This is a genomic window from Streptomyces sp. NPDC001668, assembly GCF_042893155.1.
In the GTDB taxonomy this organism is placed as follows: Bacteria; Actinomycetota; Actinomycetes; order Streptomycetales; family Streptomycetaceae; genus Streptomyces.
Genome location: NZ_JBIAUQ010000004.1, coordinates 568,893 through 593,024 on the forward strand (window position 1 = coordinate 568,893; position 24,132 = coordinate 593,024).

Sequence of the window (24,132 nt, forward strand, 5' to 3'; positions counted from 1 at the left end):
GCCTTACCTTAGGAGGAACGGATGGGTGACAGCCACACCTGGACCGCCGCGCCGTCCGCGGCGGAACACGCCCGGTCGGTGCTCGCCGCCTCGTGGTCCTGCGCGGTGACCGCCGAGGGCGGCCGCGAGGAGTTCGTCGGCGCGCACACCGTCACCGACGACGGGCGGATGACGCTGGCCGTGCCCGAGGACAGCACCCTGGTCGCGGCCGCGATCTGCGCGCCCCGCGGCGAGCCGTCCGCCGTCCTGGAGTTCGCCGACGCGGCACCCGTCCCCATGCGCAGCCGTATCCGCGCCCGGCTGTGGATCGCGGGCTGGTTCGTCCCCGGGGACGGACGGCTGGACTTCAAGGCCACGCGTGTGGTGCTGCGCCGGCCGTCCGGCGCGGTCGTCGTCGGCCTCGACGAGTTCGCCGCCGCCGCGCCCGACCCGCTCGCCACCGCCGAGGCCCGGCTGCTCACCCACCTCGCCGACTGCCACCCCGACGCGGTCGAACGGCTCACCCGGCTCGTCGACCCCGGCAGCCTGCACGGCGCGGTCCGCGTCCAGCCCCTCGCCGTCGACCGGCACGGGCTGACCCTGCGCATCGAGCGCGCCCGCACCCACGGCGACGTACGCCTGCCCTTCCACGCGCCCGCCGACGACGTGGCGCGCCTGACGGAGCGCATGCACGTGCTGCTGACCCAGGCGAGCGCCGCGTCCTGTCCGCGTGCCCTACAGCGGCAGCGCACAGACGGCGACGGGTGAGGCGAACGGCCTGCCTGCGAGCCGCAGGGCACCGCTCCTCGTGTCCACGTGGAACACGCTGACGGTGCCGGACCGCTGATTCGCCGTGAAGAGCAGCCCGCCGTCCGGGGAGAAGGCGATCTGCCGCGGGAAGTCACCGTCCACCGGCACGGTGTCGAGCAGCCGCAGCCGGGCACCGTCCGCCTCCACCGCGTAACGCGTGAGGCTGTTGTGCCCCCGGTTGGCGAGGTAGGCGTACGAGCCGTTCGCGGTGACCAGCAGCTGCGCCGGGTAGTTCGTGCCCGAGCCCGTCCCCGTGGACTGCGGCGCCCCGACGGAGAGGCGGCCGGTTCTCGGGTCGTAGGCGCAGACCGCCACCGTGTTGTCGACCTCGTTGGCCAGATAGGCGTACCGGCCGCCGGGATGGAAGGTGAGGTGGCGCGGTCCGGCGCCCGCCCGGGTGTGCGCCCGCGAGACCTCCGTGAGCGTGCCCGTCCGTTCGTTCAGGCGGTAGCTGTAGACGGTGTCCGTGCCCAGGTCGACGGCGAGCACATGGCCGCCGTCGGGAGTGGTGAGGAACTGGTGGGCGTGCGGCCCCTCCTGGCCGGGCCCCGGCGCCGGACTGGAGTGCGTGACCACGTCCGTGCGCTCACCGAGCGCCCCCGAGGAACCGATCGGATGCACGGCCACGCTTCCGGAGCCGTAGTTCGCGCTGAGCAGCCAGCGCCCGCCCGGATGCACCGACAGATGACACGGCCCCGCCCCGCCGGTGCTCCGGCTCCCCAGGACCTTGCGGTCGGACAGGCGTACGGCGGTCACCGCGCCGGCGTCCTGCTCGGCGACCGCGTACAGCGTGCGGCCGTCGGGGTGCGGCGCGAGATACGAGGGGTTGGTGACGCCGGTGATCGTGCCCGTGCCGGTGATCCGGCCGCTCGCGGTGTCGTAGGTGGCGACACCGATGCCGGTGCCACCGCCCTCGGCGGAGGTGTAGGTGCCCAGGTAGAGGGGGCGGGGGCCGGTCGGAGCCGGAGCGGACGGGGACTTCGCCGGGCTCGGTGACGCGGTCCCGGGGGAGCCCGGGGCTCTTGAGGGCGCCGCCTCCGGTGACGACCCGGACGACGTCGAGCACCCGACGCCTCCCGAGGCCGCTCCCGCGAGAACGCCGAGAACGCCCACGAACCGGCGCCTGCCCCAGCCGCCGTTCGCACTGCCCATTGCTCGCGCACCCCGGGTGTTCGATCGTCTCGGACCTGGACAGCCACCTTCACCCGGATCACCCGGCGCGCGCAAACCGGGCGCCGCCGCCCGCTACCAGTCGCCGTCCTCGACCGGCTTGCCCGGCACGTCCCCCAACGGCTTGACCTGCTGTGACGTGGGCTGCTGCCAGGGCTCGTGATCGTCGCCGAGCCAGTCGCCCACCGGCTTCACGCCCTCCAGCGTGTCCGTCGGGGCGAGGTCCTCGGCGTCCTGGTCGTAGTAGTCGTACCAGGGCAGCCCCGCCCTGGTGTACGCGGCGCGGTCCACGGGGGAGGCCGGGGGAGCCTCGCCCGTGATGCGGCGCCACTCGGGCGGTGTCACCAGGTGCACGAAGACCCGCCCGGCCGGCGTGTCCGCCCAGTCCGACAGCGGGCGGTCGTCCCGGTAGACCTCCTGGCGCATCGAACCGCCGACGCCCAGTCCCATCGCCGGTGCGCCGCGGGGCGCCCCCGCAGGAGCCGCGGGCGCGGCCATCGCCATCGGCGCGGCAGCCCCGTATCCCAGGGCGGGCCCGCTGGCCGACCGAAGCCGCCGCTGCGCCTCCCGCCATTCGGCCAGCCGCTCCTCGACCAGTGGGAACGACTGCAACTGGACGCCGCCCCAGACCTCCTCGCCCGTCACCTGCCCCTCGACGGTCGCGCCCAGCCCGAGCGGCACCGCCACGAACTGGCGGACCGTGCCCTTGCCGGAGTTGATGCCGTCCAGCCAGGGCTGGCGGGGCAGGACCAGGTAGTTCTGCGGGTCACGGGTGAGCCGGTCGCTCCACGGCTTCCCGGAGACCGCGCACACCTTGCCCACCCCGACCTGGAGGGCGGCGGGCTCGGTGCTGCCGCCGAAGCTGAGCCACATCGCCTCCCGCAGATACACCGGCAGCATCACCCCGCCGCGGGCCCGCCACTGCTCCGGCACGGTGTCCGGGTAGTCCGAGACGCGGCGCACCGGGAACTCGCCGAGCCCCGGCGGCAGCGGATGCGTGCCCGTCTCGGGCAGTCGCAGGGTGCGCACGAACCGCACCGCCACACCGCCCGGCAGCCGCAGTGTGTTCCCGTCGATCCGCACGCTCGCGCCGGTCATCGGCCCGCCCCCTGTGTCCGTTCGGTGTGCCTGCCTCACCTGGAACGACGGGAGAGGACCGGTCGGTTCCCGCGCCAGCGCTCCTGCAGCCGGGTCAGATGCGGCATCCGCTCGCGCTGCTCCCGCGAGGCGCGGTCCAGCTCCTCCAGCAGACGGCGCGAGCGGTGCTCGGTGTCCAGCTCGTCGAGGATGCGGTTGACCTCGGTGAGCACGGCCCCGTGCAGCTGCCAGTGCCGGAAGTCGCGCTGGATCTCCTCCAGCAGCAGCTGGGCCAGCTTGTCGCGGGTCGCCGAGGCCTGGCGCAGCTCGGCGGTGAGCCGGGACTCCGCGGACTCGGCGCTCACGCTGACGTGCGTGGTGACCAGGACGGCGAAGCTGACCACGGCGTCGCCGATCTCGGACAGCAGCTGCTCGACGGTCCGGCCGGTCTCCGGCCCGAACAGCGGCTCGGGGTCCTGGTGCTCGTCGAGCAGGTCGGGTTCCTCGGCGAAGGGGTCGCGTTGCTTGGCCAGGTCGGTGAGGGTGCGGGCGAGAACCCGCAGCACGACGGTGCAGATCTCCAGGGTGTCCAGGCCGGTGCGCAGTACCACCCGGTGCAGCAGGCCTTCCTTCACCCTGGGGTTGAGCTTGAGACTGTCCTCGGCCTGCCGCAGGGCCGCGTCCACCTCGACGATGTCGTGGTCGAGCTCGCGGGCCTCGTACAGCCGGGCCGTCGCCAGCTCCACGGGCGTACGGCCCGCGGCCTCCTCGCCCATCCGCAGCATCAGCTTGCGCAGCCGACGGGCCAGTCCCTCGATCGACTCGCCCGCCTCGTCCACCCAGACCGGGGGAGCGAGCAGCAGATTGCAGGCGAGGCCGACGACCGCGCCGATCAGCGTCTCCACCACGCGTGCCCAGGCGGTGTCCCCGACGGTCGTCACCCCGAGGACCAGCATCGCGCTGATCGCCACCTCGGGCACGAACTCCTCGACCCGCACCAGCCGCCCGACCACCAGCGACGCCACGATCAGCAGGCCGAGGCTCCACCAGGTCAGACCCACCAGCAGACTGAAGGCGATGGCGACGAGCACGCCGGTCACCACGGAGTTCACGCGGCGGACGCCGGTGGTGAGCGTGGAGTAGAGGGTGACCTGGACGACGAGCAGTGCGGTCAGGGGCGCGGTGAGCGGGGCCGCCTCGGGGCTGAGCCGCAGCGCGATGACGTAGGCGATCGTCGCCGCGGCCGCCGAGCGCAGTGTCTGCACGACCACGGGGTCCCGGCGCCGTTTCACAAACCGCACCAGGGACGCCGTCCACTCCCGTACATCTCGCATCCTCAGTGTGTTCCTCTTCCCCACAAGCGTCCGGTGCACTCTTTGCGGACCGTAACCGTCCGCGAGCGTGCCCACATTGTGGGGTGCGGCCGGTTGACGGCAAAGGACCGGGAGCAGTGACGGCGGACACCCGGGGTGACCTCGCGCGATACCGGCGCGCGGCCCGCCTTCAGCGGGTGGCGGCGGCCCGGCTGCGGGACCGGTAACCGGCGATCTTCGCGAGGTTGCCGCAGCGGTCCATCGAGCACCAGCGGCGGCGGCGGGCCTGGGAGTCGTCCAGGAACAGCAGGGAACAGTCCGCGTTCTCACACTCCTTGACCCGCTCCAGCAGCGGCCCGCGCACCAGGAGTACGGCGTCCCGCGCCACCGTCGCGAGGGCCGCGCGCGCCGGACTGCGGGCCGTCCAGCGGGCCGGGCCCAGTTGGGGCGCGAGGTCGGGCTGGGCGGCGACGGCGTTGACGCGTGCGACGTCGTCCGCGTCGGGCTCCCGCCCGGCCATCGCGGCGCGGATCAGGCCGTACAGGGCCTCGCGCAGGAGACGGGCCTCCGCCAGGTCGCGCGCGGTGACCCGCACCGGGTCCGCACCGGTGGCCAGCTCCGCCTCCGTGAACCAGCGGGCGAGCGCGGCGGTGTCGGGGAGCCGTTCGAGCGGGGTGGCGTGCCGTTTGCCGAGGGTGGCCGCGAAGTCCAGGCAGGGGCGGCCGCCGATGAACGGGAACGCGAGGGCCGGGTCGGCGGGGGCGGAGCTGCCGGTCATGGCATCGAGCGTACACCGGTTGATGCGGTGTCGGATCGGAGTGCGGACCTCTTGACACCGGTTGATGGGGTGTCGGAGGCTGACACCACTTCAACAGGTGTCGGGCGCGTGGGTGGCCGACCCGGAGAGCAGGTGCGGAATGCGTGCGGTGCGGATCGACAGTTTCGGCGGACCGGAGGTACTGGTGCCGGTCGACGTCCCCGACCCGGTGCCGGGCCCCGGAGAGGTGCTGATGCGGATCGTCGCGGCGGGGGTGAACCGGTCGGACGCCCTGCTCCGCGCCGGCGTCTACCACCGGGCCGGACGCCCGCCGCTGATCCCGGGCGGCGAGGCTGCGGGTGTCGTCGTCGAGGTGGGGGAGGGAGTGACCGACTTCGCGGCCGGGCAGCGGGTCATGGCCCTGGGCGGCGGCAGGTCGTCCGGCTTCTACGCGGAGTTGGCGGTGGTACCCGCCACCCATCTGGTCGCGCTCCCGGACGGCCTGGACCTGACCCGGGCAGCCACCCTGCCGATCGCCTGGCTCAGCGCCTGGTACTGCCTGCGCCACCTGGCCCGCGTCACCAAGGACGACACCGTGGTGGTGAAGGCTGCGGCGAGCGGCGTCGGCACGGCGGCCGTGCAGATCGCCGCCGAGGCAGGGGCGCGGGTCCTCGCCCTCGCGGGTTCGGCCGAGAAGGCCGCCTGGGCGGGGGAGTTCGGCGCCGACATCACCGTTGACACCTCGGCCCACCCCGACGACGCCGAGGTCGAGGAGATCCTGCGGCTCACCGACGGCCGCGGCGCCGACGTTGTCCTCGACACCGTCGGCGGCCCCGCCTTCGGGCGCAGCCTGCGTGAAGTGGGCCACGGCGGCCGGGTCGTGGCCCTGGCCAACGTCGCCCTGCAGCCGAGCACCGTCGACACCCGCGACTTCTATCCCAAGAACGCCTCGATCCTCGGCTTCCAGCTCACCAACCTCCAGATCCACGGCTACGACCCGCGCCCCGACCTGCGGGAACTGGCCGCGCGGGTCGCCGCCGGCGTCTATCGCGTGCCGATCGAGACCGTCGTACCCCTGGAGGAGGCGCGGGCGGCGCACGAGCAGCTGGAACGGCGTGACAACCGGGGCAAGATCGTGCTCGCCGTTGGTCCGGACATCGTCAAATGAGGTGCGGGCGGCCTCCTCGGCGGGTGATCATCCGGTAAGTCATGGCCGGTAGGTTCGTGGACGGCAAGTCGTGGACCGTGAGGAGGCATCGGTGAATCCAGTCGGGTCGGTGCGGGCGGCGCTGAACCATGTGGCGGCCGTGTCCGAGGGACCCGCCGTCGACCCGGAGGTGCGCATCACGCTGAACTTCCACCCGGACCGCGTGGCGCGCGGCCTGCCCCTCCTGGAGGCGCTGGCCCAGGACGGCGCCTACCACTCGCAGTTCGTCACCGGCACCAGTAACGGCGGCCTGACCGCCCACCCCCGCGGCGACCGGTGGCGCTGGGAGAGCCGGATCTTCGGCGGCGCCTACGACGACGCGGACCCGCACGACCGGCCGGTGTACGGCGCGTTGAACTTCCGCCGTCAAGTGGTGGGCGCCGCCCCGCGGTTCGGGTCCTCGCACTTCCGGCTGACCGGCGAACCGCTCGCCCGCGCCACCTTCTGCTACCCCGACAGCGCCGCCGAGCCGGTCCACTTCGGCGTCGCCACCGGCATGTCCCTGATCGCCCTCGCGGAGGCGGACGAGCAGGACGCCCTCAACGACTACATCGAGGCCCAGGTGCACGGCGGCGTCGACCTGGCCCGCGATGTGGAGGCCCTCGTCCTCGACGCGAGCTACCGCGGCACGCCGGTCGAGGCGGCGGCGCACCGGCTGCCCGTCCCGGTCGAGTGGCACCCCGGCTACCGGATCACCGTCGACGAACTGCGGCGCCACGCCGACTACCGGGGGCCGGAGTACGCCGACCTGGGCGCGAGCATCGCCGAGGACGGACTGGTCGACCCGCGCATCATCGGCGACGCGGCCAGGACGGGCCGCTACGAACTCCAGGACCTGAAGATGGTCTGGCACACACTGGCCCGCTTCGGGGCTCCGGCGGGGACGGCCGGTGCGGCGGGCCGGGCGCCGGCGGTGAGCACCCCGTACGGGTAGGCGCGCGCTCGCCCCGTGCCTGTCCGCCGAGACGGATCACGAATGGCCCCCGGCGCGTGGGAAGCGTTCCGTACTCTGTTCCGGGAACACATGCGCGACGCCTGCGTGACGGCCCTCGGGCTGGTGGGCCGCGGGGTGAGAGAAGGGGCGGGACCTTGGTGGACTCCTGGGAATGGGCCCGGCGGGTGCTGGAGGGCGCGGGCCTGGACCCCGGCCTGCTGGCCGGGCTGCGGCCGCTGAGCGGCGGCACGTACAACTCCGTCGAGGAACTCGCTCTCACCGACGGCACCCGTTACGTCCTCAAGGTCCCACCCGCCTCCACCGTCCCCGGCCTGCGCCACGAGCGTGAACTCCTGCTCTCCGAGGCGGAGTTCTACCGTGCGGCGGCCGTGGCCGAGGTCGCGGCACCGCGCGTCGTGGCCCTCGGCGAGGACCCCGCCGTACCGTATCTGCTGATGACGGCGTGTCCCGGCGAACCCTGGGACGAGTCCGTCACCGAGGCCGAACGGGTACCGCTGCGAAGGGAGTTGGGCCGCCAGACGGCTCGGCTGCACACGGTGACCGGGCCCGGCTTCGGTTATCCCTCGGGCGCTCTCGGCCCGCTCGCCCCGACGTGGCGGACCGCGTTCACCACCATGATCGACGCGGTCCTGGACGACGCCCGGGACTACGGGGCGCGGCTGCCCCGGTCCGTGGACCAGGTGGCGGACACGCTCCGGGCCGGTTTCCCCGCGCTCGACGAGGTCACCGTGCCCGCCCTGGTCCACTTCGACCTGTGGGACGGCAACATCCTGCTGGACCGCACGGCCGACGGGGGGCTCTGCGTCGGCGGACTCATCGACGGGGAGCGGATGTTCTGGGGCGACCCCCTCGCCGACTTCGTCTCCCTGGCCCTGCTCGGGGACATCAAGAAGGACGAGGCGTTCCTCGCGGGCTACCGTGAGGCCGGAGGCCGGGCCGAGTTCGACGTCCCGGCCCGGGTGCGCCTGGCCCTCTACCGCGCCTACCTCTACCTGATCATGCTCACGGAGACGGTCCCGAGGGCCGTCGACGACGAGAAGGAACGCTGGGTCCAGTCGGCGGTGGCACCCGAACTCGTCGCCGCCCTGGACGAGATCGAGGCCCTCGCCAGGGTCACGGGAGCCTGAACACCCTTGAACGGACGCACCGTACGCGATCTCAGACGCGCCAACCGCACGGCCGTACTGCAGCGCCTCTACTTCGACGGACCCCTCAGCCGCTTCGAACTGGGCCCGGTCACCGGGCTGAGCTCCGGCTCGGTCAGCAATGTCGTCGCCGACCTGGTGGCCGACGGCCTGCTGGAGGAGGCCGGCAGTGTCGACTCCGACGGCGGACGCCCCCGCACCCTGCTGCGGGTGGCGCCCGGCAGCGGGCACATGATCGGTGTCGACGTCGGCGAAACCCGGGTGCGCGTCGAGCTGTTCGACCTGACCCTCACCGAACTCGCCCGCGCCGAACGGCCGTTGGCCCAGCGCCGCTACGACGTCGACGTCATCGTCGGACACATCCGCGACGGCATCGCCGAAGTACTCACCGGTTCCGGGGTCGACCCCGAGGCGCTGCTCGGCGTCGGCATCGGCGTACCCGGCATCGTCGCGCACACCCCCGGGAGCGGGGCCGTCGTGCACGGACAGACCATCGGCTGGGACGGCGTCCCGCTGGAGGCACTGCTGCGCACCGGCTCCCCGCTGCCGGGCGGCGTCCGGTACTTCATCGACAACGGAGCCAAGACCCTCGGCCAGGCCGAGATGTGGTTCGGCGGCGGCCGCGGTGCCCGCAGCGCCGTCGTCGTCCTCTTCGGCTCCGGCGTCGGCGCCTGTCTGGTGACGCCCGAGGTGGAGCACGGCCGGGCCGTCGAGTGGGGGCATCTGACCGTACGGGTCAGGGGGCGCCGCTGCCGCTGCGGAGCCCTCGGCTGCCTGGAGGCCTACGCGGGCGCCGAGTCGCTGCTGGAGCGCTGGCGGGAGGAGGGCGGGCGGCCGCCCGAGGGCGTGGACGAGGAGAGCGCGCTGGCCGCCCTGCTCGCCGCCGCCCATCCGGCCGAGGGCAACACGGCCGACCCGGTGGCGCTCGCTCTTCTGGAGGAGACCGCCGAGTACCTCGGCGCCGGCCTGTCCGACCTGATCAACCTCTTCCAGCCCGAACGGATCCTCATCGGCGGCTGGGCCGGGCTCCAGCTCGGCGCACGGTTCCTGCCCGCCGTACGGCGCCACGCGACGGCATACGCGCTCAGGTACCCGGCCCAGAAGGTCACCGTCGACCTCGGGCGCCTCGGACCCGACGCGGTCACCGTCGGCGCGGCCATCCTCCCGCTCGCCGACTTCTTCGCCCGCGGCGGCCGACGCCCCGAACCCGCGCCCGAGGGGCCGGCCCCGGCCTGGCGGACGGCCCTGGAGGAGCGCGCCCCGCACTGACGTTTCGCCGATCTGCGCGGAGGTACTCGCGCTCCCGCCATCCACACGAAGGGAGGACGCCGTGGACCACCGCAACGAAGGACCGGGCGAGAACGGTGACCCCGTGCCCCGGGATCTGCCGGACCAGCAGGCGGGCGAGGGCGAGGACCCCTGGGAGGTCGCCACCGTCCCGGACGAGGAGCCCGGTACCGACGCACCCGAGGACGTGCCCGACACCGACGAGGCGGGCACCGGACGGCAGGGGGCGGAGCGGTCGGACACCGTGCACCCCGAGCACCCGGGAGCCGAGGAGTCCTCCGGCTGACGCCTGGGGCCAGGGCCGGTCAGCCCACCTTGCGGCCCTTCATCGGCTCCGTCCGCGCCCCCGCGCCCTGCTGCATCCCGCGCAGGAACTCCTCCAGGACCTCGGCCGCCGTGTGCTCCGGGTGCCAGCCGAGTTCCGTACGCGCACGGGTGCAGTCCATCAGGGGAAGCCGCAGAACCGCGTCGAACAGATGCGGGGACGCGGGCAGCAGATGCAGGCCCCACGCGGCCGCGATCGCCGAGCGGGCCGCGGTGCGCGGCAGCCGTACCGGCCGGGCGTCGAGCATCCCGGCCAGCAGCTCGGCGTCCACCGGCGGCTCGCCCGCCAGATTGAAGGCGCCCCGCACGTCCGAGTGGACGGCGAGCCGGTAGGCCCGGGCGGCGTCGTCGGTGTGCAGCGCCTGCACCCGCAGTCCGGGGACGTCGGGCAGGAAGGGCAGCAGCTCGGGCCGGGCCAGCTGGCCCGGCAGGAACCGCCCGCCGAAGATACGGCGCTGCTCGCTCGCCGACTCCCGCTTGAACAGGAACGCCGGACGCATCCGTACGACCCGGACGGCGGGGTGGTCGCGCTCGAAGGTGTCCAGGGCGCGCTCCAGATACGCCTTCTCCCGGCAGTACGCGGCGTCCGGCCAGCCGTGCGTCGGCCACGACTCGTCCACCGCGTGCTCCTTGGGGCCGGGGGAGTAGGCGCCCACGGACGAGGCGTGCACCAGCGTCGGCACCTTGGCCGCCGCCACCGCCTCGAACACCCGGATCGAGCCGAGCACGTTGGTGCGCCAGGTCGTCGCCGGGTCGTGCGTCGGCTGGAACGCCCAGGCCAGATGGATCACCGCGTCGGCGCCCGCGAACTCCTCGGCGAGATCGGACCGCTCCGACGCCAGGTCGACCGCGGACCACTCCGTCTTCGCGGGCGACCAGTCCGGGATCCGCCGGGCCAGGCCCCGTACGGAGCCGACCTCCGGATCCTCCGAGAGAAGGCGCACCACGCTGGTTCCCACGTTGCCGGTGGCGCCCGTGACCACGATCCTGCTGCCGGTTGAAGTGCTCACCTTCGGCTCCTTCGGGCCGCTGGGGCGGGGGAACCCCCCGAGTACCCGGCCTCGGGCCGCGCACGCGGTGCGGGGCAGGGTCCGCGGCCGGGTACTCGTCGACGACCGCAAGCACGGGCGCCGAGGTTATCTGCGCCAGGGCGTCCTCGACCGGCTGCTGCGGGCACAGGACCTGCTGCCCGACGGCCTGCGCCTGCTCTTCGTGGAGGCATACCGGCCGCCCGCGCTCCAGCGGCACTGTTCCGTGAAGTACGCCGACGAACTGCGCGCCCTCCACCCCGACTGGTCGCCGAACGGATCCGCACCGGTGCCGGACGCCACGTCTCCCCGCGGCGCGGCCGTCGACCTGACCCTCGCCGACGCCGACGGCCGCGAACTGGACCTGGGCACCGCGATGAACGCCAACCCGGAGGAGAGCGACGGCGCCTGCTACACGGGCGCCGCCGACATCACCGAGGAGGCGAAGGCCAACCGGGCCGTGCTGGGCGACGCGCTCAGCACGGCGGGCCTGGTCAACTACCCGACCGAGTGGTGGCACTGGTCCTACGGCGACCGGTACTGGGCTCTGCAGACGGGGGCACCGGCCGCGCTGTACGGCTCGAAGGAGCTCCAGGGCCGCTGGAGCCGCCGGCTCACGCGAACGCGTTCACGCCCGTCAGCTCCGCCGACAGCGTCCACAGCCGCTCCGCCTGCTCCGGGTCGGTCGCCCAGGCCCTGACGCCGCCGCTCTGGTCGCCGTCGACCGCGGGCTCGGCGATGTCGCAGTCCTCCAGGTAGACGCCGCCCAGGCCGGCCAGCTGGGGCGAGGTCGCCGCCCACACCTGCGTGGCCGCGCCCTGCTCCGGGCTCTTGAAACCGGAGGGGTTGAGGGCGTTGCCCTGCTCGTCGATCCAGCCGCGCTCGACCATCTCCGCCTTGGGGAGGTGGCGCTGCAGCGGGGTGAGGATGCCGCCCGGGTGGAGCGAGAAGGCCCGCACACCGCGGTCGGCGCCGAGCTTGTCGAGGTGGACGGCGAACAGGACGTTCGCGGTCTTCGCCTGGCCGTAGGCCTGCCACTTGTCGTAGCCGGTCCGCCAGTGGACGTCGTCCCAGCGCATCCCGGAGAAGTGGTGGGCGCGCGAGGACACCGAGACCACCCGGGCGCCGCCCGGCTCGATGGCCGGCCACAAGCGGTTGACCAGTGCGAAGTGCCCGAGGTGGTTCGTCGCGAACTGCGCCTCCCAGCCCGGCCCGACCCGGGTCTCCGGGCAGGCCATGATCCCGGCGCTGTCGATGACGAAGTCGACCGTGCGGCCCGACTCCAGGAACCGCTCGGCGAAGGCGCGCACGCTGTCCAGGTCCCCGAGGTCGAGCTCGTCCAGCTCCACGCCCTCCAGGCCGGCCAGGGCCTTCCAGGCGGTGTCGGGACGCCGGGCCGGGACGACCACCTGGGCGCCCGCCTTCGTGAGGGCCCGGGTGGTCTCCAGACCGAGCCCCGAGTAGCCGCCGGTGACGATCGCGAGCTTGCCGGAGAGGTCGACGCCCGCGAGGACGTCGTCGGCCGTGCTGTGGGCGCCGAACCCCGAACCGATCTTGTGCTGTGCAGTGCTCATGACGGGAACGCTACGAATTGGAGTGCTCTCGAAGTCAAGCCGCGTCGGCGACGCGCCGGGCCCGGACAAGAGGAAGCCCCGACCGGACGGGGGAATCACGGTCGGGGCGGTCAAGCGGTGGGTATGGATGGCGGTCGCCTCTCGGCGAAAGGCTCCACAGGGCTTCAGCCGAACGATCGTCCCTGTGGGCAAAAGGTGAGGCCCGGGGACACTGTCCCATCCATACCCACGGTCTGTTCAACGGGCAACCACGCTGTGGTGTTCCGTCAGCGGGGCCCATCGGAGGTGAGCTGCGTCACCCGTGCCGACCTGCCGGAACGGTCTCGCTCCACAGGTTCTCGGCCTGCAGCAGCAGGGTCCCCAGCACGGTCGTGCCGTCGGCGCCCTGCCCGGCGTGCTCCCGCAGCCCGTCCTGGAGCTGCCCGCGCAGCTCCCGCATAGCCGACTCGGCGTGGTCGTCCGGGCGGCCCTCCCCGCCGACCGCGAGCAGCCGCTCGCTCTCCGCGTGGCAGGCGTCGCCGATCAGCTGGAGGAGATCGGCGTACGAGTCGAGGACGGCCCCGGCGGGCGGGGCGGGGGCGCGGTCGTCGTCGGCGGCCACGGCCAGGGTCCGGGTGAGCGCGCGGATGTGCCCGGTGACCCGGCTCCAGCGCTCGTCGTCCTGTTCCGGCGGAAGCCCCCCGGGAGGCCGTCGTACGGCACGCAACGGGGCGGCGGTCAGCCGCAGGCTCTCCCGGCTCCAGCCGCGGGCGGAGCGCAGCGCCTCGAGCCGCCGCTCCAGCCGGGCCGAGGCACGCGACCAGCCATGGGTGTCCCACTCGCCGTCCCGCAGGTCACCGGCCACGGTGTGCAGGGTGTCGCCCGCCTCCCGGGCCAGCGCCGCGAGGTTCTCCCGTACGTCCCGCAGATGGATCGGCGGGAACACGAACGCGTTCACCGCGAGCCCGATCACCGCGCCGAGCGCCGCCTGGCCCACCCGGTGGCCCACGGCGGACGCCTCGGCGGAGCTGGTGGCGAGGGTGAACAGCGCGGTGGTGGCGCCGTAGATGCCCTGGTCGCCGAAGCGCGGCCAGTTCGCCAGGAGCACCAGCAGCGGCACGGACAGGGCGACGGCGCCCAGCGTGCTCCCGGTGGCGGCCAGTGCCAGCGACGCGAGCACGGCCCCGCAGCAGATCGCCGCCAGCTGCCGCGCGGCCTGCATCAGCGAGCTGTACACGGTGGCCTGCACCAGCACCACCGCCACCCACGGCGCCATCAGGGCCATCGGATCGCCCATCCACACGCCCGCCACGAGCCAGGCCAGGATCGCCGCGGCCGAGGCCTTGAGCGACTGCACGAGCAGGTCGCGCTCCCGCCCCGGCCCACGCCAGGCGGCGCGGACGGCCCGGCCGACGGCGCTGGCCTCCTGTCGCAGGGCGTGCGTCGGGCGGGGCTGTCGGCGCAGCGTTTCTGTCACTCCAGTCATCATCTGTGGGTTCCGTGCCGTCCGGCACGTCATGCCAGGGGACTGTCCGCAAGGGAGGCCAGCAGATGGGCCGGATCGTCGTAGATCGCCTGCGCGCCCGCCTTCTCCAGGTCGGCGCGGGGGATGCCGCCGCACAGGACACCGACGCAGCGCACGCCCGCCCGGCTGCCGGCCTGCATGTCCCAAACGGTGTCGCCGACGAGGACCGCGCGCTCGGCGGGCACCCCGGCCAGCTCCAGCGCGTGCTCGACGGGCTCGGGGGCGGGCTTGCCCTCCTCGACGTCGTCGGCGCTCGCGGTGGCCATGATCGCGTCGTCCGCGTCGATGGCCCGGCGCAGCGCGGACAGTTCCGCCCCGCCCGCGGAGGTGGCGAGCACGACCCGCCAGCCCGCGTGGTCGAGGTGCCGCAGCAGCCGGCCCGCGTCCTGGAGGGCGGGCAGCCGGTCGAAGTACTGCCCGTACAGGGCCTTGTGAGCGGCGCTGAGTTCGGCGTCCTGGTCCTTGTCGCGGTCGTCGCCCAGCAGATGGGCGACGAGGTCGTCGGAGCCGAGTCCGATGGCCCGGTGGACGGCGTGCATCGGCACCCGGTGGCCCGCCTGCCGCAGCGCCTCCCACCAGGTCGTCACATGCAGGTGGTTGGTGTCGACGAGGGTGCCGTCGACGTCGAACACTGCCGCCCGTTCCATGAACCGCTCCTTTCCTGTCGGATCGCACGAGTACCACCTCAGGCGCCCGCCACTCGGGCCGGTACCCGCCCTTCCCGGGACCAGGCCAGCAACTCCTCGAGGCCCCACGTGGTCACGATCCGCTCGGCCGGCACCCCGCACTCCTCGGCCCGCGCGCACCCGAGGACCTGCCAGTCGAGCTGGCCGGGAGCGTGCGCGTCGGTGTCGACCGAGAACAGCGCACCCGCCTCGACCGCCTTGCGCAGCAGCCGGCGCGGCGGGTCCAGGCGCTCGGGGCGGCTGTTGATCTCCACGGCCGTGCCCGATTCGGCGCACGCGGCGAACACCTCGTCCGCGTCGAACTCCGACTCCGGCCGTCCGCGCCCGGTCACCAGCCGCCCCGTGCAGTGCCCGAGGACGTCCGCGTGCGGATTCCGTACGGCCGCCACCATGCGCCGGGTCATCGAGCGGGCGTCCATGCGCAGCTTGGAGTGCACGGACACGACCACCACGTCGAGGCGTTCCAGGAGTTCGGGTTCCTGGTCCAGTGAGCCGTCGTCGAGGATGTCGCACTCGATACCGGTGAGCAGCCGGAACGGCGCCCAGGTCTCGTTGAGGGCCGCCACCACGTCCAGCTGCTCCCGCAGCCGCTCAGGGGAAAGACCCCGGGCCACGGTCAGCCGCGGCGAGTGGTCGGTCAGCACCGCCCACTCGTGGCCGAGCTCCGCCGCGGTCCGGCCCATCTCCTCGATCGGGCTGCCGCCGTCCGACCAGTCGGAGTGCAGATGGCAGTCGCCGCGCAGCAGCGCCCGCAGCTTCTGACCGCCCCCGGTCCGCGGCGCCGTGGACTCCGCCTCCAGCTTGTCCAGATAGCCGGGCACCCCTCCGGCCAGCGCCTCGCGCACCACCTGGGCCGTCTTCGGGCCGACCCCCTTGAGCGACTCCAGCGATCCGGCCTCCGCCCGCTCGCGCACCTCGTCCGACGGCAGTCCGGACAGCACCCGGGCCGCCGTACGGAAGGCACGGACGCGGTACGTCGGTGCCAGGGAGCGCTCCAGCAGGAAGGCGATCCGTTCCAGGGCCTCGACGGGATCCATGGCCACCTCCTCCTCCAGAGTTCCCCACGCCCACGGGGCCCGCACGACGGGCGGGCGGTTTGTGCCGTACCCCGCCGGGTACTGCGATGCCTCGTCGTCCCCGACAACCCCACGCCCCCCGACGACCCCCGCCCCCGACGACCCCACGCCCCCGAGGAGGCCCGGATGTCCGCCCCCACCGCACCCCGCACCAAGGTGGCCGTGATCACCGGAGCCGACTCCGGCATCGGCAGGGCCACCGCCGTCCGGCTGGCCCGGGCGGGCATGGACATCGGCATCACCTGGCACAGCGACCTGAAGGGCGCCGAGGGGACCGCCGAGGAGGTCCGTGCCCTCGGGCAGCGGGCGGCCGTGGCTCGGACGGACCTCACCCGGCTGCCCGCCGCCGCCGACACCGTCGACGAGCTGTGCGACCGGCTCGGCCGCCTCGACGTCCTGGTCAACAACGCGGGCACCGGCACCATGACACCCTTCCTCGACCTGGAGCTCGACACCGTCCGCGAGGTCCTGGACGTCGACCTGCTCGGCCCCTTCCTGTGCGGTCAGCGGGCCGCCCGGCACATGATCCGGCAGGGCTCCGGCGGCCGGATCGTCAACGTGACCTCCGTGCACGAGCACCAGCCCCGGGTCGGCGCGGCCCCCTACTGCGCGGCCAAGGGCGGCCTCGGACTGCTGACCCAGGTCATGGCCCTGGAACTCGCCGAGCACGGCATCACCGTCAACGCGGTCGCGCCCGGCGAGATCGCCACCCCGATGACGGGCCAGGAGGACACCGACGTGCACACCGAGGAGCGTCCCGGCGTCCCGCTCGGCCGCCCGGGTGACGCCCGCGAGGTCGCCGCCGTGATCGCCTTCCTCGCCGGCCCCGAGGCCACCTACGTCACCGGCGCGTCGTGGAGCGTCGACGGCGGGATGCTCCGCATGGGCCCGCAGGCCGGCTCGCACCTCGGCGACGACGAGTGGCGCCGCCCCTGAGCCTGCGCACCCGTTCCGGCGACGGCGTGGACACGCCCGCCTCTCCGTCCCGGGGGATGCGTTCTACGCTCGTTCCATGACCGAAATCGCCAGCCCGCACATCGCCAACCCGCGGATCATCGTGCTCGGGGTCCAGCCGACCACACCGCCGTTCCGGATCGTGGAGATCGACGGAGAGGTGGTCGGCGAGGCGAGGACCGTCACCGACGTGCTGGAGGCGGCCGCCGCCTTCGGCATCACGGTCCACGACCTGGACGACCCGGACGTGGTCCGCTGGGTGGGCGGCGACAAGTTCACCTGGACCCGGCACTGACCCGCCCGGCCCAGCCGGCCGTCCCCTTCTGGCCGGCACCGCCCGCGCAGGTCCACAGCCGCAGCCGGGTGCCGTCGGCGGAGCTGTTGCCGGTCGCGTCGAGGCACTTGCCGGCCTGCGGGTTGACGATGTCGCGTGCGCCGGTGACGGTCCACCGCTGGGCCCCGGAGCCGTTGCAGTCGTAGAGCTGGACCGCCGTTCCGTCCGCGGTGCCGCCCGCCCGTCACGTCCAGGCACTTGACGTCCCGTTCGCGGAATTCGCCCCGGCGACGTCCACGCACTTGCCCGTCCGGGTCGCCGGGCCAACGTGGATCGTGCCGCGCACGGTCGAGGGCTCGAAGCCGACGTTCTCCATGACGTCGATCTCGCCCGAGTCCGGCCAGTTGACGGGCGTGCCGAGCATCCAGAACGCGGGCCACATGCCCTCACCGCCGCTGCGGCAGCGGTGACGGCGGGCGGCTCCGCGAGGGCGGTCCTGACTCCCTACGACTTGTTCCTGGGCTTGTGCACGGCCCGGCTCAGCCGCCGCCCCAGCAGCAGATAGCCGATCAGGGCGCCGGACGTGTTCAGGATGACGTCGTCGATGTCGAAGGCCCGACCCTCCACCAGGGCGCCCTGCGCGAACTCGACCAGCAGCATCACGACGGCCGTCAGCAGCAGGATCCGCAGCAGGCCGCGGGTCCTGGGCGCCACGATCGGCACCAGGATCCCGAACGGCACGCCCAGCAGGATGTTCCCGCCGATCTGCTTGACCGCGTCCCGCATCTCGGGCTGGTCCAGATAGGCCTTGAGGGAAGCGCCGGGGTGCAGGTTGGTGTGGGTCAGGTCCACCGACGCGGGCGACGGTTCGAGGGTGAGCCGGGCCAGGACCACGGCGAACGCCACCATGAACGCGAAGGCGAACACCATCGCCACGAAACGGACGACGAGCGAGACCGGATCGCGCCGCGGGCGGGCGGGCTTCACCGCGCGCTCGGTCTTGGCGGTGCCGGTGTCTGACCCCGCTCGCGAACGTGAGGGCGCCCAGGCCATCAGATCCTCCACTCTGCAACTTCCCCGTGTCGAAAGGCGATTACCCCTGAACGACCCGAGAATGCCCGCGCGCCCCGACAGGCCCCCGGTTTCCCTTCGTACGGTCGGGGCACTCCGGGCTGAGGACCGCGCGCGTCGCCACCGCACGCCCCCGCGACGGTGTTTGGATGGCGCGCGACGCACATGTCAGCCGGTCGAGGCCCCGAGGAGGTCGCGCATGGACGGGCGTCCGCCGCTCCTCGCCGCGGCCGAACTCCTCGCCTGGTGGACCGCGCTCGCCCTGCTCTGGCTCGTGCTCATCAGCACCGTGGACACCCTGGAACTCGTGGTCGGCGCGGCCGTCGCCGCCCTCGGCGCACTCGCCGCCCGGGCCGCCCGACGGGCGGTGACCGGACGGTGAACGGCTGGATCCTGGTGGCCACCCTCGTCCTCGGCGGGGGAGTGGGCGCCACCGTGTGGGGCGTCGCCACCGGCCCGCTCAGGCGCCGGGTCGTGGCACAGAACCTGTGCACCGCGTTCGCCTGCCCCGCCCTCCTGCTGCTCGCCCAGGGCTACGACCGTCCGTCCTACGTCGATCTCGCCCTGGTGCTCGCCCTGCTGGGCCCGGTCGGCACACTCGTCTTCGCCCGTCTGCTCGCCGACGAAGTGGCAAAGGACCCGCCGCGCGCCTGGGGCCTGACCTACGCGGCCGCCGCCGTGGGCGCGGTGGTCGTCCCCGCGCTGTGCGTGGCCACCGGACCGGGCAGGGCGATGGCCAAGCTCCTGGTCGTCGGAGCCCTGCTGATCGGCGGGAACATCATCGCCTCACGCGCCCTGTCCGGCGGATTCCCGGAGGCCGGCCGTGGCTGACGCGGTGATCGTCGTCGCCCTGCTCCTGGTCGCCCTCTCCGCGACAGCGGCGGTGGCCACCCGTGACCCCGTCCGCCAGGCCCTGGTCCTGTCCGTGCTCGGTGTGGTCCTCGCCGTCCTGTTCACCGTGCTCCAGGCACCGGACGTCGCCCTCTCCCAGCTGGCCGTGGGCTCCGCCCTCACCCCGCTGTTGCTGCTGCTCGCCGTCCACAAGGTCAGGCGGCGCGGGAAGAAGGAAGGGCACCGCCGGTGAGCAGGCGCGCCCGGTTGTGGCTCCTGGCGGTGGGCGGCGCGGGCCTCGCCGCGCTCTTCGTGGCGGCCGCCCTCGACCTGCCCGCCTTCGGCGGCGACCACCACCCCTACGGCGACCGCGCCGTCCACGCCTCCCTGGCCCGGCGCACCGCCAACACCATCGCCTCCGTCAACTTCGACCAGCGGGCCTTCGACACCCTCGGCGAGATGACCATCCTCTTCGCCGCCGTCATCGGCTGCCTGATCCTGCTGCGGCAGACCCGCGAGGAACACCGCGACCACGCGGCCGCCGAGAAGGTGGCCCGCCCGGTCCGCCGCTACGCCCTCCTCGTCCTCCCCGTCGCCCTGCTCACCGGCCTCTACGTGATCGCCCACGGCCAGCTCAGCCCCGGCGGCGGCTTCCAGGGCGGGGTCGTCGCCGCGACCTCCCTGCACCTGCTCTACCTGGGCGCCGACTACCGGGCCCTGGAACGCGTCCGGCCGGTCGCCCTGTACGAGACCGGCGACGCGATCGCCACCTCCGCCTACGTCGTCACCGGCCTCGCGGGACTGATCGGCGGTACGGCCTTCCTCGCCAACACCGTGCTGCCGTACGGCACCTTCAACACCCTGTCCTCCGCGGGCACCGTGCCCCTGCTGAACGCGGCCGTCGGCATGGAGGTCGCCTGCGCGGTCGTCGTCCTGCTCGCCCGCTTCCTGGACCAGACCGTCGAGATCGAGGAGGGGAACGGGAAGTGATGGATGTCTTTCCCTATCTGGTCGCCGGCTGGGTCTTCCTGGCCGGCTGCTACGGCCTCGCCACCAGCCGCGACCTGATCCACGCCGTCGGCTGCCTGTCCGTGTGCCAGGCCGGCACCTACGTCCTGCTGCTGGCCGTCGGCTACCGCGACGGCGCCACGGCCCCCGTCTTCTCCGACCTGAAGCCCGGCTCGCGCCCGGTCGTCGACCCGGTCGTGCAGGCCCTGACGCTGACCGACGTCGTGGTCGGCGCCACCGTCACCGCCCTGCTGCTCGCCCTCGTCGTGCAGATCTCCAAACGGCACGGCACCGTCGACCCCGACGAACTCTCCGAGCTGCGCGGCTGATGGGCGACCTGCTGCCCCTGCTGGTGGCCGTACCGCTGCTCGGCGCCGCCCTGCTGGTCGCGGGCGGCCGCCTGGTGCCCCGGCCCGTCGCCGAGACCGTCGGCTGCGCGGTCTCGGCGGGCACGGCCGCCCTCGCGCTCGTCCTCCTGCTGCACTCCTCCCCGCCCTACCTGGAATGGGCCGGCGGCTGGACGCCCGTGGACGGACGGAGCGTGGGCATCGTCCTGCTCGGCGACGGACCCGGCCTCGGCATGGCGGCGCTCGCCTCCCTGCTCACCCTGTCGGCACTGGCGTACTCCTGGCACTACTTCGACGAGCCGCCCAGCGGCCACGCCGGGTCCTTCCCCGCGCTTCTGCTGCTGTTCCAGGGCGGCATGTGCGGGTTCGCGATCGCGGGCGACCTGTTCAACGCGTTCGTGTGGTTCGAGCTGATGAGCGTCGTGGCGTACGCCCTCACCGGCCACCGGGTCGAGGAGGCCAGGGCCGTCCAGGGCGCGCTGACCTTCGCGGTCGTCACCTCGCTCGGCGCCTACGCCATGCTCATGGGCATCGGACTGCTGTACGCGCGCACCGCTGAGCTGGGCATGCACCGGATCGGGCGCGGCCTCGACGCGCACGGCCGCCCCGACGCCCTGGTCCTCGCCGCGTTCGTCCTGATCATGACCGGACTGCTGATCAAGGCGGCCGCCGTCCCCTTCCACTTCTGGCTGCCCGACGCGCACGCCGTCGCCCCCACCCCCGTGTGCATGCTGCTGTCGGGCGTCATGGTCGAACTCGGCACCTTCGGCGTCTGGCGCGTCTACGGCACCGTCTTCTCCGGACCCGGAGGCGTCCCGGCCCCGGAGTTCCAGCGGGCCCTCGTGGCGCTGGGCGCGCTGACGGCCGTGATCGGCACGGTGATGTGCTGGTACCAGCGGCACATCAAACGGCTCCTCGCCTACTCGACGGTCGCCCACACCGGGCTCTTCCTCATCGGCATCGGCGTCCTGAAGCCCGAGGCCGACGACGGGATCGCCCTGTACGTCCTCGGCCACGCGGGAGTGAAGGCGGCCCTGTTCGCCTGCACCGGCATCCTCCTCGACCGCTACGGCAGCGTCGACGAGCACGCCCTGCACGGCAGGGCACGGGAACTGAAGGGTGTCGCCGTGCTGTTCGTCCTCGGCGCGCTCGGTCTCGCGGGTCTGCCGCCCTTCGGCACGGCACTCGGCAAGTCCGTCACCGAGGAGGCCGTGGGCGGCCCGCTCACCGTGCTCTATGTGGCGGCGAGCGCGGTCACCGCGGCTGCGGTGCTGCGGGTCGCCGCCCGGGTGTTCCTGGGTCTCGGCCCCAGACCCGAGAGCGGTTCCGGATATGAGACCACCGGCTCCGGGGAGCGGCCCGAGACCCGGCACCGGCTCAGCCGGATCCCGGACACCATGACCGCGGTGCCCGCCCTGCTGCTCGCCGCATCCCTCACCGTCGGCGTGGCCCCCGGTTTCGCGAAGGTGGTCGCCCGCTCGGTCAACGAGACCGGATCGGCGGGCGTGTTCACCTCCGTCCACTGGACCCCGGCCGGCATCCTGCTGGGCCTGGTCTCGACCCTGCTGGCCGGGGCCCTCGCCCTCCTCGCCGTCACCCGCCCGCAGCCCTTCGCCGCACCGGACCGGGCGCTGCCGCTGCGGCGCCTGCAGTCCGGGCACGTCGGCGACTACGTGGCGTGGATCCTGGTCGGCACCACCGTGCTCGGTGCCCTCACCCTGCCGGGCATGCTCGGCGGCTGATCAGCTGCCGTAGGTGACCTCGACCTTCTTGAAGCCGAGCGAACCCAGCAACCCCTTGAGCATGGTGGTGGTGTTGGTCTCGGCCCGCTTGGTCAGCTCGCTCTCCTTCGCCGCCTCGGTGATGTGCTTCACCGCGAGCTTCTGCACGGCCTGTTCGCTGTTGGGGTTGTCGGAGAAGAAGTCGCCGAGCCGGTCGAGCAGACCGCGCTGCTTGGAGACGGCGTAGGAGCGGTCGGCGTCCAGCGTGGCCTTGCCCAGCCGGGCGTGCGGCAGATGGAGCGTGGCGGCCGTGCGGTCCTCGTTGACCGTCACGTCGTTCTTGGCGACCTTGCCGAGGTCGACATAGGCGTCGACGGCGCCCGCCCCCACGTACAGGGTGCGGGAGCCGCGGATCGCGTCGGGCAGGAACTTGGTGTCCTTCTCCAGGTCCACGACGACCTGGAAATTGCCGGAGGCCGCGTCGTAACGGCTGATGTCCTGGATGGACTCCAGAAGTGCGGGACCCGAACGGTCGTGGGTCTCGGTGCCGAACAGGTCCTTGAGGCCGGGGAGCACACTGAACCGGATCCCGGCGAAGAACACCACGAGCACCACCACGACGGCGGTCAGTACCTTCGCCCAGCCGGGCATGCGCCTGGACACGCGCCTGATGGGAGTCGTCATGCGACGGCCCTCCTTCCTAGATGCACGGATGCCCAGGGATGACCCCCAAAAGCCCTGCCGTGCCGTCTTGTTGGCCGATTGGGACACTGCCGGGACACAGCGGGGCGCACTAGCGTGGAGAACTCTGCGTACCGGCGTGTCTGGAGACCCGGATGAGCACAGACAGTACGGCCCGGACCCTTCGTCCCATGCACCGCATCCCCCTGCCCGAGAACGGCCCGCCACGGCTCACCAGCCTGGCCACCGGCACCCCGGTCTGGCTCGTCACCCGCTACTCCGACGTGCGCCAGGTGCTCATGGACCCCCGCTTCGACAGGAAGTCGCTCCGGGACGAGGACGCCCCGCCGCTGCTCCTGGTGCCGAACCTGCTGGACTCCCCGGACGGCCTCCTCAACCAGGACGGACCGCCTCACCAACTGCTGCGGGGCACGGTCCAGCGGGCCTTCACCCCGCGCGCCGTCGCCCGCTGGCGGCCCTGGACCGCCTCCGTGGTGGAGACCCTCCTCGACGACCTGGCCCGGCAGCCGCAGCCCGCCGACATCGTCGAGGCGTTCACCCGCCGCCTGCCGGTCTCGGTGATCTCCCGGCTGATGGGGCTGGAACACGCCGACTGGGAGCGCATCCGCGACTGGGCCGACCACGCCCTGTCCGGCGGCGCCCACACCGCCGAGGAGGTCGGCACGGCCATGCGGGAGTTCGGCCAGTTCTGCGCGGAACTGGTCGCCGAGCGGCGCAAGGAGCCGGGCGAGGACCTGGTGAGCGCCCTGGTCGTCGCGGGCGACGGCCTCGGGATCGAGGAGCCGCGCCTGGTCGTCCTGGTCCTCGGCCTGGTCGTCGCCGGACACGAGACGACGATGACGGCCCTCGGCAACATCGTCGTTCACCTCCTCACCGACGGGCGCCACGCCTGGCCCGGTCTCGCCGAGAGCCAGGAGGCCGCCGAGACCGCCGTCGAACAGCTGCTGCGGACGATCCCGCTGAGCGAGGGCCGGGTGCTGCCCGGCCTGATCCGCCGGGCGGTCGAGGAGGCCGAGGTCGGCGGAGTGACGATTCCGGCCGGGGCGGTGGTCGCCGTCCAGACCAACGCGGCGAACAGGGACCCGGACGTCTTCCCGCGGCCCGAGGAGACCGACCTGTTCGCCCCGCTGACGACACCGAGCGTGGTCTTCGGCGCCGGCCCCCACCACTGCCTGGGCGCGTGGCTGGCCCGCCTGGAACTGGGCCTGGCCCTGCACCGGCTGGCGGTCCGGTTCCCGGGCCTGCGGGCCGAGTTCACGCCGGAGACGATCGCGTGGCGGGAGGGACAGATGACCCGGGGGCCGCGGCGGCTGCCGGTGTCCTGGTGAGCAC

The 24,132-nt window shown here is 73.3% G+C and carries 27 protein-coding genes and 1 pseudogene; 16 read left to right on the forward strand and 12 right to left on the reverse strand.

Annotated elements, in window-relative coordinates:
- Positions 1–21 precede the first annotated feature (21 nt).
- A complete protein-coding gene (locus ACFYZ8_RS15885) occupies positions 22–747 on the forward strand; it encodes a DUF2470 domain-containing protein (protein WP_388532994.1) in 726 nt (241 codons plus the stop codon).
- Here ACFYZ8_RS15885 and ACFYZ8_RS15890 read toward each other — a convergent pair.
- From ACFYZ8_RS15890 to ACFYZ8_RS15905, 4 genes are all read right to left on the reverse strand, one after another.
- Positions 715–1,941 (reverse strand): lactonase family protein, encoded by a 1,227-nt coding sequence (locus ACFYZ8_RS15890; RefSeq protein WP_388532996.1) that lies wholly within the window; start codon positions 1,939–1,941, stop codon positions 715–717. The genes ACFYZ8_RS15885 and ACFYZ8_RS15890 overlap by 33 nt on opposite strands.
- Positions 1,942–2,034: 93 nt before the next feature.
- Positions 2,035–3,057 carry a hypothetical protein gene (locus tag ACFYZ8_RS15895; protein ID WP_388532998.1) on the reverse strand — a complete coding sequence of 341 codons (1,023 nt, stop codon included), beginning with the start codon at positions 3,055–3,057 and terminating at the stop codon, positions 2,035–2,037.
- Between the two features lie 35 nt (positions 3,058–3,092).
- Complete coding sequence (locus ACFYZ8_RS15900; protein WP_359029323.1) at positions 3,093–4,370, reverse strand: aromatic acid exporter family protein; 1,278 nt, start codon at positions 4,368–4,370, stop codon at positions 3,093–3,095.
- 169 nt (positions 4,371–4,539) lie between these two features.
- Entirely contained in the window at positions 4,540–5,127 is a 588-nt protein-coding gene (locus ACFYZ8_RS15905) for a CGNR zinc finger domain-containing protein (RefSeq protein WP_388533001.1), read from the reverse strand.
- 139 nt (positions 5,128–5,266) lie between these two features.
- On the opposite strand from ACFYZ8_RS15905, the gene ACFYZ8_RS15910 reads away from it, so the two are divergent.
- The 5 genes from ACFYZ8_RS15910 (at position 5,267) to ACFYZ8_RS15930 (ending at position 9,986) form a co-directional block, all read left to right on the forward strand.
- Positions 5,267–6,274, forward strand: coding sequence for a zinc-binding alcohol dehydrogenase family protein (locus ACFYZ8_RS15910; protein WP_388533003.1), 1,008 nt, complete (start codon positions 5,267–5,269; stop codon positions 6,272–6,274).
- Positions 6,275–6,365: 91 nt separating this feature from the next.
- Positions 6,366–7,247 carry a DUF3626 domain-containing protein gene (locus ACFYZ8_RS15915; RefSeq protein ID WP_388533006.1) on the forward strand — a complete coding sequence of 294 codons (882 nt, stop codon included), beginning with the start codon at positions 6,366–6,368 and terminating at the stop codon, positions 7,245–7,247.
- A gap of 155 nt (positions 7,248–7,402) precedes the next feature.
- A complete protein-coding gene (locus tag ACFYZ8_RS15920) occupies positions 7,403–8,395 on the forward strand; it encodes a phosphotransferase family protein (protein WP_388533008.1) in 993 nt (330 codons plus the stop codon).
- A 6-nt stretch (positions 8,396–8,401) separates the two neighbouring features.
- Positions 8,402–9,682, forward strand: coding sequence for an ROK family protein (locus ACFYZ8_RS15925; RefSeq protein WP_388533011.1), 1,281 nt, complete (start codon positions 8,402–8,404; stop codon positions 9,680–9,682).
- A 61-nt stretch (positions 9,683–9,743) separates the two neighbouring features.
- A complete protein-coding gene (locus tag ACFYZ8_RS15930) occupies positions 9,744–9,986 on the forward strand; it encodes a hypothetical protein (protein ID WP_359029317.1) in 243 nt (80 codons plus the stop codon).
- Between the two features lie 19 nt (positions 9,987–10,005).
- On the opposite strand, the gene ACFYZ8_RS15935 is transcribed toward ACFYZ8_RS15930, so the two are convergent.
- On the reverse strand, positions 10,006–11,034 hold the full coding sequence (locus tag ACFYZ8_RS15935; RefSeq protein WP_388533014.1) for an SDR family oxidoreductase: 1,029 nt from the start codon (positions 11,032–11,034) through the stop codon (positions 10,006–10,008).
- A 19-nt stretch (positions 11,035–11,053) separates the two neighbouring features.
- Between ACFYZ8_RS15935 and ACFYZ8_RS15940 the strand changes: the two genes are divergently transcribed.
- Positions 11,054–11,752 carry a M15 family metallopeptidase gene (locus ACFYZ8_RS15940; protein WP_388533765.1) on the forward strand — a complete coding sequence of 233 codons (699 nt, stop codon included), beginning with the start codon at positions 11,054–11,056 and terminating at the stop codon, positions 11,750–11,752.
- Here ACFYZ8_RS15940 and ACFYZ8_RS15945 read toward each other — a convergent pair.
- From ACFYZ8_RS15945 to ACFYZ8_RS15960, 4 genes are all read right to left on the reverse strand, one after another.
- Positions 11,667–12,626 (reverse strand): SDR family NAD(P)-dependent oxidoreductase, encoded by a 960-nt coding sequence (locus tag ACFYZ8_RS15945; protein ID WP_388533017.1) that lies wholly within the window; start codon positions 12,624–12,626, stop codon positions 11,667–11,669. The genes ACFYZ8_RS15940 and ACFYZ8_RS15945 overlap by 86 nt on opposite strands.
- A gap of 295 nt (positions 12,627–12,921) precedes the next feature.
- Positions 12,922–14,091, reverse strand: coding sequence for an aromatic acid exporter family protein (locus tag ACFYZ8_RS15950; RefSeq protein ID WP_388533768.1), 1,170 nt, complete (start codon positions 14,089–14,091; stop codon positions 12,922–12,924).
- A 29-nt stretch (positions 14,092–14,120) separates the two neighbouring features.
- On the reverse strand, positions 14,121–14,777 hold the full coding sequence (locus ACFYZ8_RS15955; RefSeq protein ID WP_388533020.1) for an HAD family hydrolase: 657 nt from the start codon (positions 14,775–14,777) through the stop codon (positions 14,121–14,123).
- Between the two features lie 38 nt (positions 14,778–14,815).
- Entirely contained in the window at positions 14,816–15,853 is a 1,038-nt protein-coding gene (locus ACFYZ8_RS15960; protein WP_388533022.1) for a PHP domain-containing protein, read from the reverse strand.
- A 165-nt stretch (positions 15,854–16,018) separates the two neighbouring features.
- Between ACFYZ8_RS15960 and ACFYZ8_RS15965 the strand changes: the two genes are divergently transcribed.
- The gene (locus ACFYZ8_RS15965; protein WP_359029312.1) at positions 16,019–16,828 is read left to right on the forward strand and encodes an SDR family oxidoreductase; all 810 of its coding nucleotides are present in this window, start codon (positions 16,019–16,021) and stop codon (positions 16,826–16,828) included.
- A gap of 76 nt (positions 16,829–16,904) precedes the next feature.
- Complete coding sequence (locus ACFYZ8_RS15970) at positions 16,905–17,141, forward strand: hypothetical protein (RefSeq protein ID WP_030323045.1); 237 nt, start codon at positions 16,905–16,907, stop codon at positions 17,139–17,141.
- Here ACFYZ8_RS15970 and ACFYZ8_RS15975 read toward each other — a convergent pair.
- Positions 17,122–17,571 (reverse strand): annotated as a pseudogene (locus ACFYZ8_RS15975) (ricin-type beta-trefoil lectin domain protein); the annotation flags it as partial. The gene ACFYZ8_RS15970 and the pseudogene ACFYZ8_RS15975 sit on opposite strands and share 20 nt — an antisense overlap.
- Positions 17,572–17,624: 53 nt before the next feature.
- Positions 17,625–18,173, reverse strand: coding sequence for a VanZ family protein (locus tag ACFYZ8_RS15980; RefSeq protein ID WP_359029311.1), 549 nt, complete (start codon positions 18,171–18,173; stop codon positions 17,625–17,627).
- 217 nt (positions 18,174–18,390) lie between these two features.
- Between ACFYZ8_RS15980 and ACFYZ8_RS15985 the strand changes: the two genes are divergently transcribed.
- From ACFYZ8_RS15985 to ACFYZ8_RS16010, 6 genes are read left to right on the forward strand one after another with little or no spacing between them, the layout of a single operon-like run.
- Positions 18,391–18,573, forward strand: coding sequence for a hypothetical protein (locus ACFYZ8_RS15985; RefSeq protein ID WP_359029310.1), 183 nt, complete (start codon positions 18,391–18,393; stop codon positions 18,571–18,573).
- On the forward strand, positions 18,570–19,022 hold the full coding sequence (locus ACFYZ8_RS15990; protein WP_388533025.1) for a monovalent cation/H+ antiporter complex subunit F: 453 nt from the start codon (positions 18,570–18,572) through the stop codon (positions 19,020–19,022). The genes ACFYZ8_RS15985 and ACFYZ8_RS15990 overlap by 4 nt, the downstream gene beginning before the upstream one ends.
- Positions 19,015–19,275: a hydrogenase subunit MbhD domain-containing protein gene (locus ACFYZ8_RS15995; RefSeq protein ID WP_359029308.1), complete on the forward strand. Its 261-nt coding sequence runs from the start codon at positions 19,015–19,017 to the stop codon at positions 19,273–19,275. The genes ACFYZ8_RS15990 and ACFYZ8_RS15995 overlap by 8 nt, the downstream gene beginning before the upstream one ends.
- Complete coding sequence (locus tag ACFYZ8_RS16000) at positions 19,272–20,012, forward strand: MnhB domain-containing protein (RefSeq protein WP_388533028.1); 741 nt, start codon at positions 19,272–19,274, stop codon at positions 20,010–20,012. The genes ACFYZ8_RS15995 and ACFYZ8_RS16000 overlap by 4 nt, the downstream gene beginning before the upstream one ends.
- Entirely contained in the window at positions 20,012–20,359 is a 348-nt protein-coding gene (locus ACFYZ8_RS16005; RefSeq protein WP_359029388.1) for a sodium:proton antiporter, read from the forward strand. Before ACFYZ8_RS16000 ends, ACFYZ8_RS16005 begins: the two co-directional genes overlap by 1 nt.
- Entirely contained in the window at positions 20,359–22,119 is a 1,761-nt protein-coding gene (locus tag ACFYZ8_RS16010; RefSeq protein WP_388533031.1) for a complex I subunit 5 family protein, read from the forward strand. Before ACFYZ8_RS16005 ends, ACFYZ8_RS16010 begins: the two co-directional genes overlap by 1 nt.
- Here ACFYZ8_RS16010 and ACFYZ8_RS16015 read toward each other — a convergent pair whose 3' ends face one another.
- Complete coding sequence (locus tag ACFYZ8_RS16015; protein WP_388533034.1) at positions 22,120–22,782, reverse strand: DUF4230 domain-containing protein; 663 nt, start codon at positions 22,780–22,782, stop codon at positions 22,120–22,122.
- Between the two features lie 152 nt (positions 22,783–22,934).
- Between ACFYZ8_RS16015 and ACFYZ8_RS16020 the strand changes: the two genes are divergently transcribed.
- Entirely contained in the window at positions 22,935–24,128 is a 1,194-nt protein-coding gene (locus tag ACFYZ8_RS16020; protein WP_388533036.1) for a cytochrome P450, read from the forward strand.
- The last annotated feature ends 4 nt before the right edge of the window (positions 24,129–24,132 follow it).

Bases quoted from the DNA above. Each gene is read 5' to 3' on its own strand.
- ACFYZ8_RS15885 (WP_388532994.1), top strand. From the start codon at position 22: ATGGGTGACAGCCACACCTGGACCGCCGCGCCGTCCGCGGCGGAACAC.
- ACFYZ8_RS15890 (WP_388532996.1), bottom strand. From the start codon at position 1,941: ATGGGCAGTGCGAACGGCGGCTGGGGCAGGCGCCGGTTCGTGGGCGTT.
- ACFYZ8_RS15895 (WP_388532998.1), bottom strand. From the start codon at position 3,057: ATGACCGGCGCGAGCGTGCGGATCGACGGGAACACACTGCGGCTGCCG.
- ACFYZ8_RS15900 (WP_359029323.1), bottom strand. From the start codon at position 4,370: ATGCGAGATGTACGGGAGTGGACGGCGTCCCTGGTGCGGTTTGTGAAA.
- ACFYZ8_RS15905 (WP_388533001.1), bottom strand. From the start codon at position 5,127: ATGACCGGCAGCTCCGCCCCCGCCGACCCGGCCCTCGCGTTCCCGTTC.
- ACFYZ8_RS15910 (WP_388533003.1), top strand. From the start codon at position 5,267: ATGCGTGCGGTGCGGATCGACAGTTTCGGCGGACCGGAGGTACTGGTG.
- ACFYZ8_RS15945 (WP_388533017.1), bottom strand. From the start codon at position 12,626: ATGAGCACTGCACAGCACAAGATCGGTTCGGGGTTCGGCGCCCACAGC.
- ACFYZ8_RS15950 (WP_388533768.1), bottom strand. From the start codon at position 14,091: ATGACTGGAGTGACAGAAACGCTGCGCCGACAGCCCCGCCCGACGCAC.
- ACFYZ8_RS15955 (WP_388533020.1), bottom strand. From the start codon at position 14,777: ATGGAACGGGCGGCAGTGTTCGACGTCGACGGCACCCTCGTCGACACC.
- ACFYZ8_RS15960 (WP_388533022.1), bottom strand. From the start codon at position 15,853: ATGGATCCCGTCGAGGCCCTGGAACGGATCGCCTTCCTGCTGGAGCGC.
- ACFYZ8_RS15965 (WP_359029312.1), top strand. From the start codon at position 16,019: ATGTCCGCCCCCACCGCACCCCGCACCAAGGTGGCCGTGATCACCGGA.
- ACFYZ8_RS15970 (WP_030323045.1), top strand. From the start codon at position 16,905: ATGACCGAAATCGCCAGCCCGCACATCGCCAACCCGCGGATCATCGTG.
- ACFYZ8_RS15980 (WP_359029311.1), bottom strand. From the start codon at position 18,173: ATGGCCTGGGCGCCCTCACGTTCGCGAGCGGGGTCAGACACCGGCACC.
- ACFYZ8_RS15985 (WP_359029310.1), top strand. From the start codon at position 18,391: ATGGACGGGCGTCCGCCGCTCCTCGCCGCGGCCGAACTCCTCGCCTGG.
- ACFYZ8_RS16005 (WP_359029388.1), top strand. From the start codon at position 20,012: ATGGATGTCTTTCCCTATCTGGTCGCCGGCTGGGTCTTCCTGGCCGGC.
- ACFYZ8_RS16010 (WP_388533031.1), top strand. From the start codon at position 20,359: ATGGGCGACCTGCTGCCCCTGCTGGTGGCCGTACCGCTGCTCGGCGCC.
- ACFYZ8_RS16015 (WP_388533034.1), bottom strand. From the start codon at position 22,782: ATGACGACTCCCATCAGGCGCGTGTCCAGGCGCATGCCCGGCTGGGCG.
- ACFYZ8_RS16020 (WP_388533036.1), top strand. From the start codon at position 22,935: ATGAGCACAGACAGTACGGCCCGGACCCTTCGTCCCATGCACCGCATC.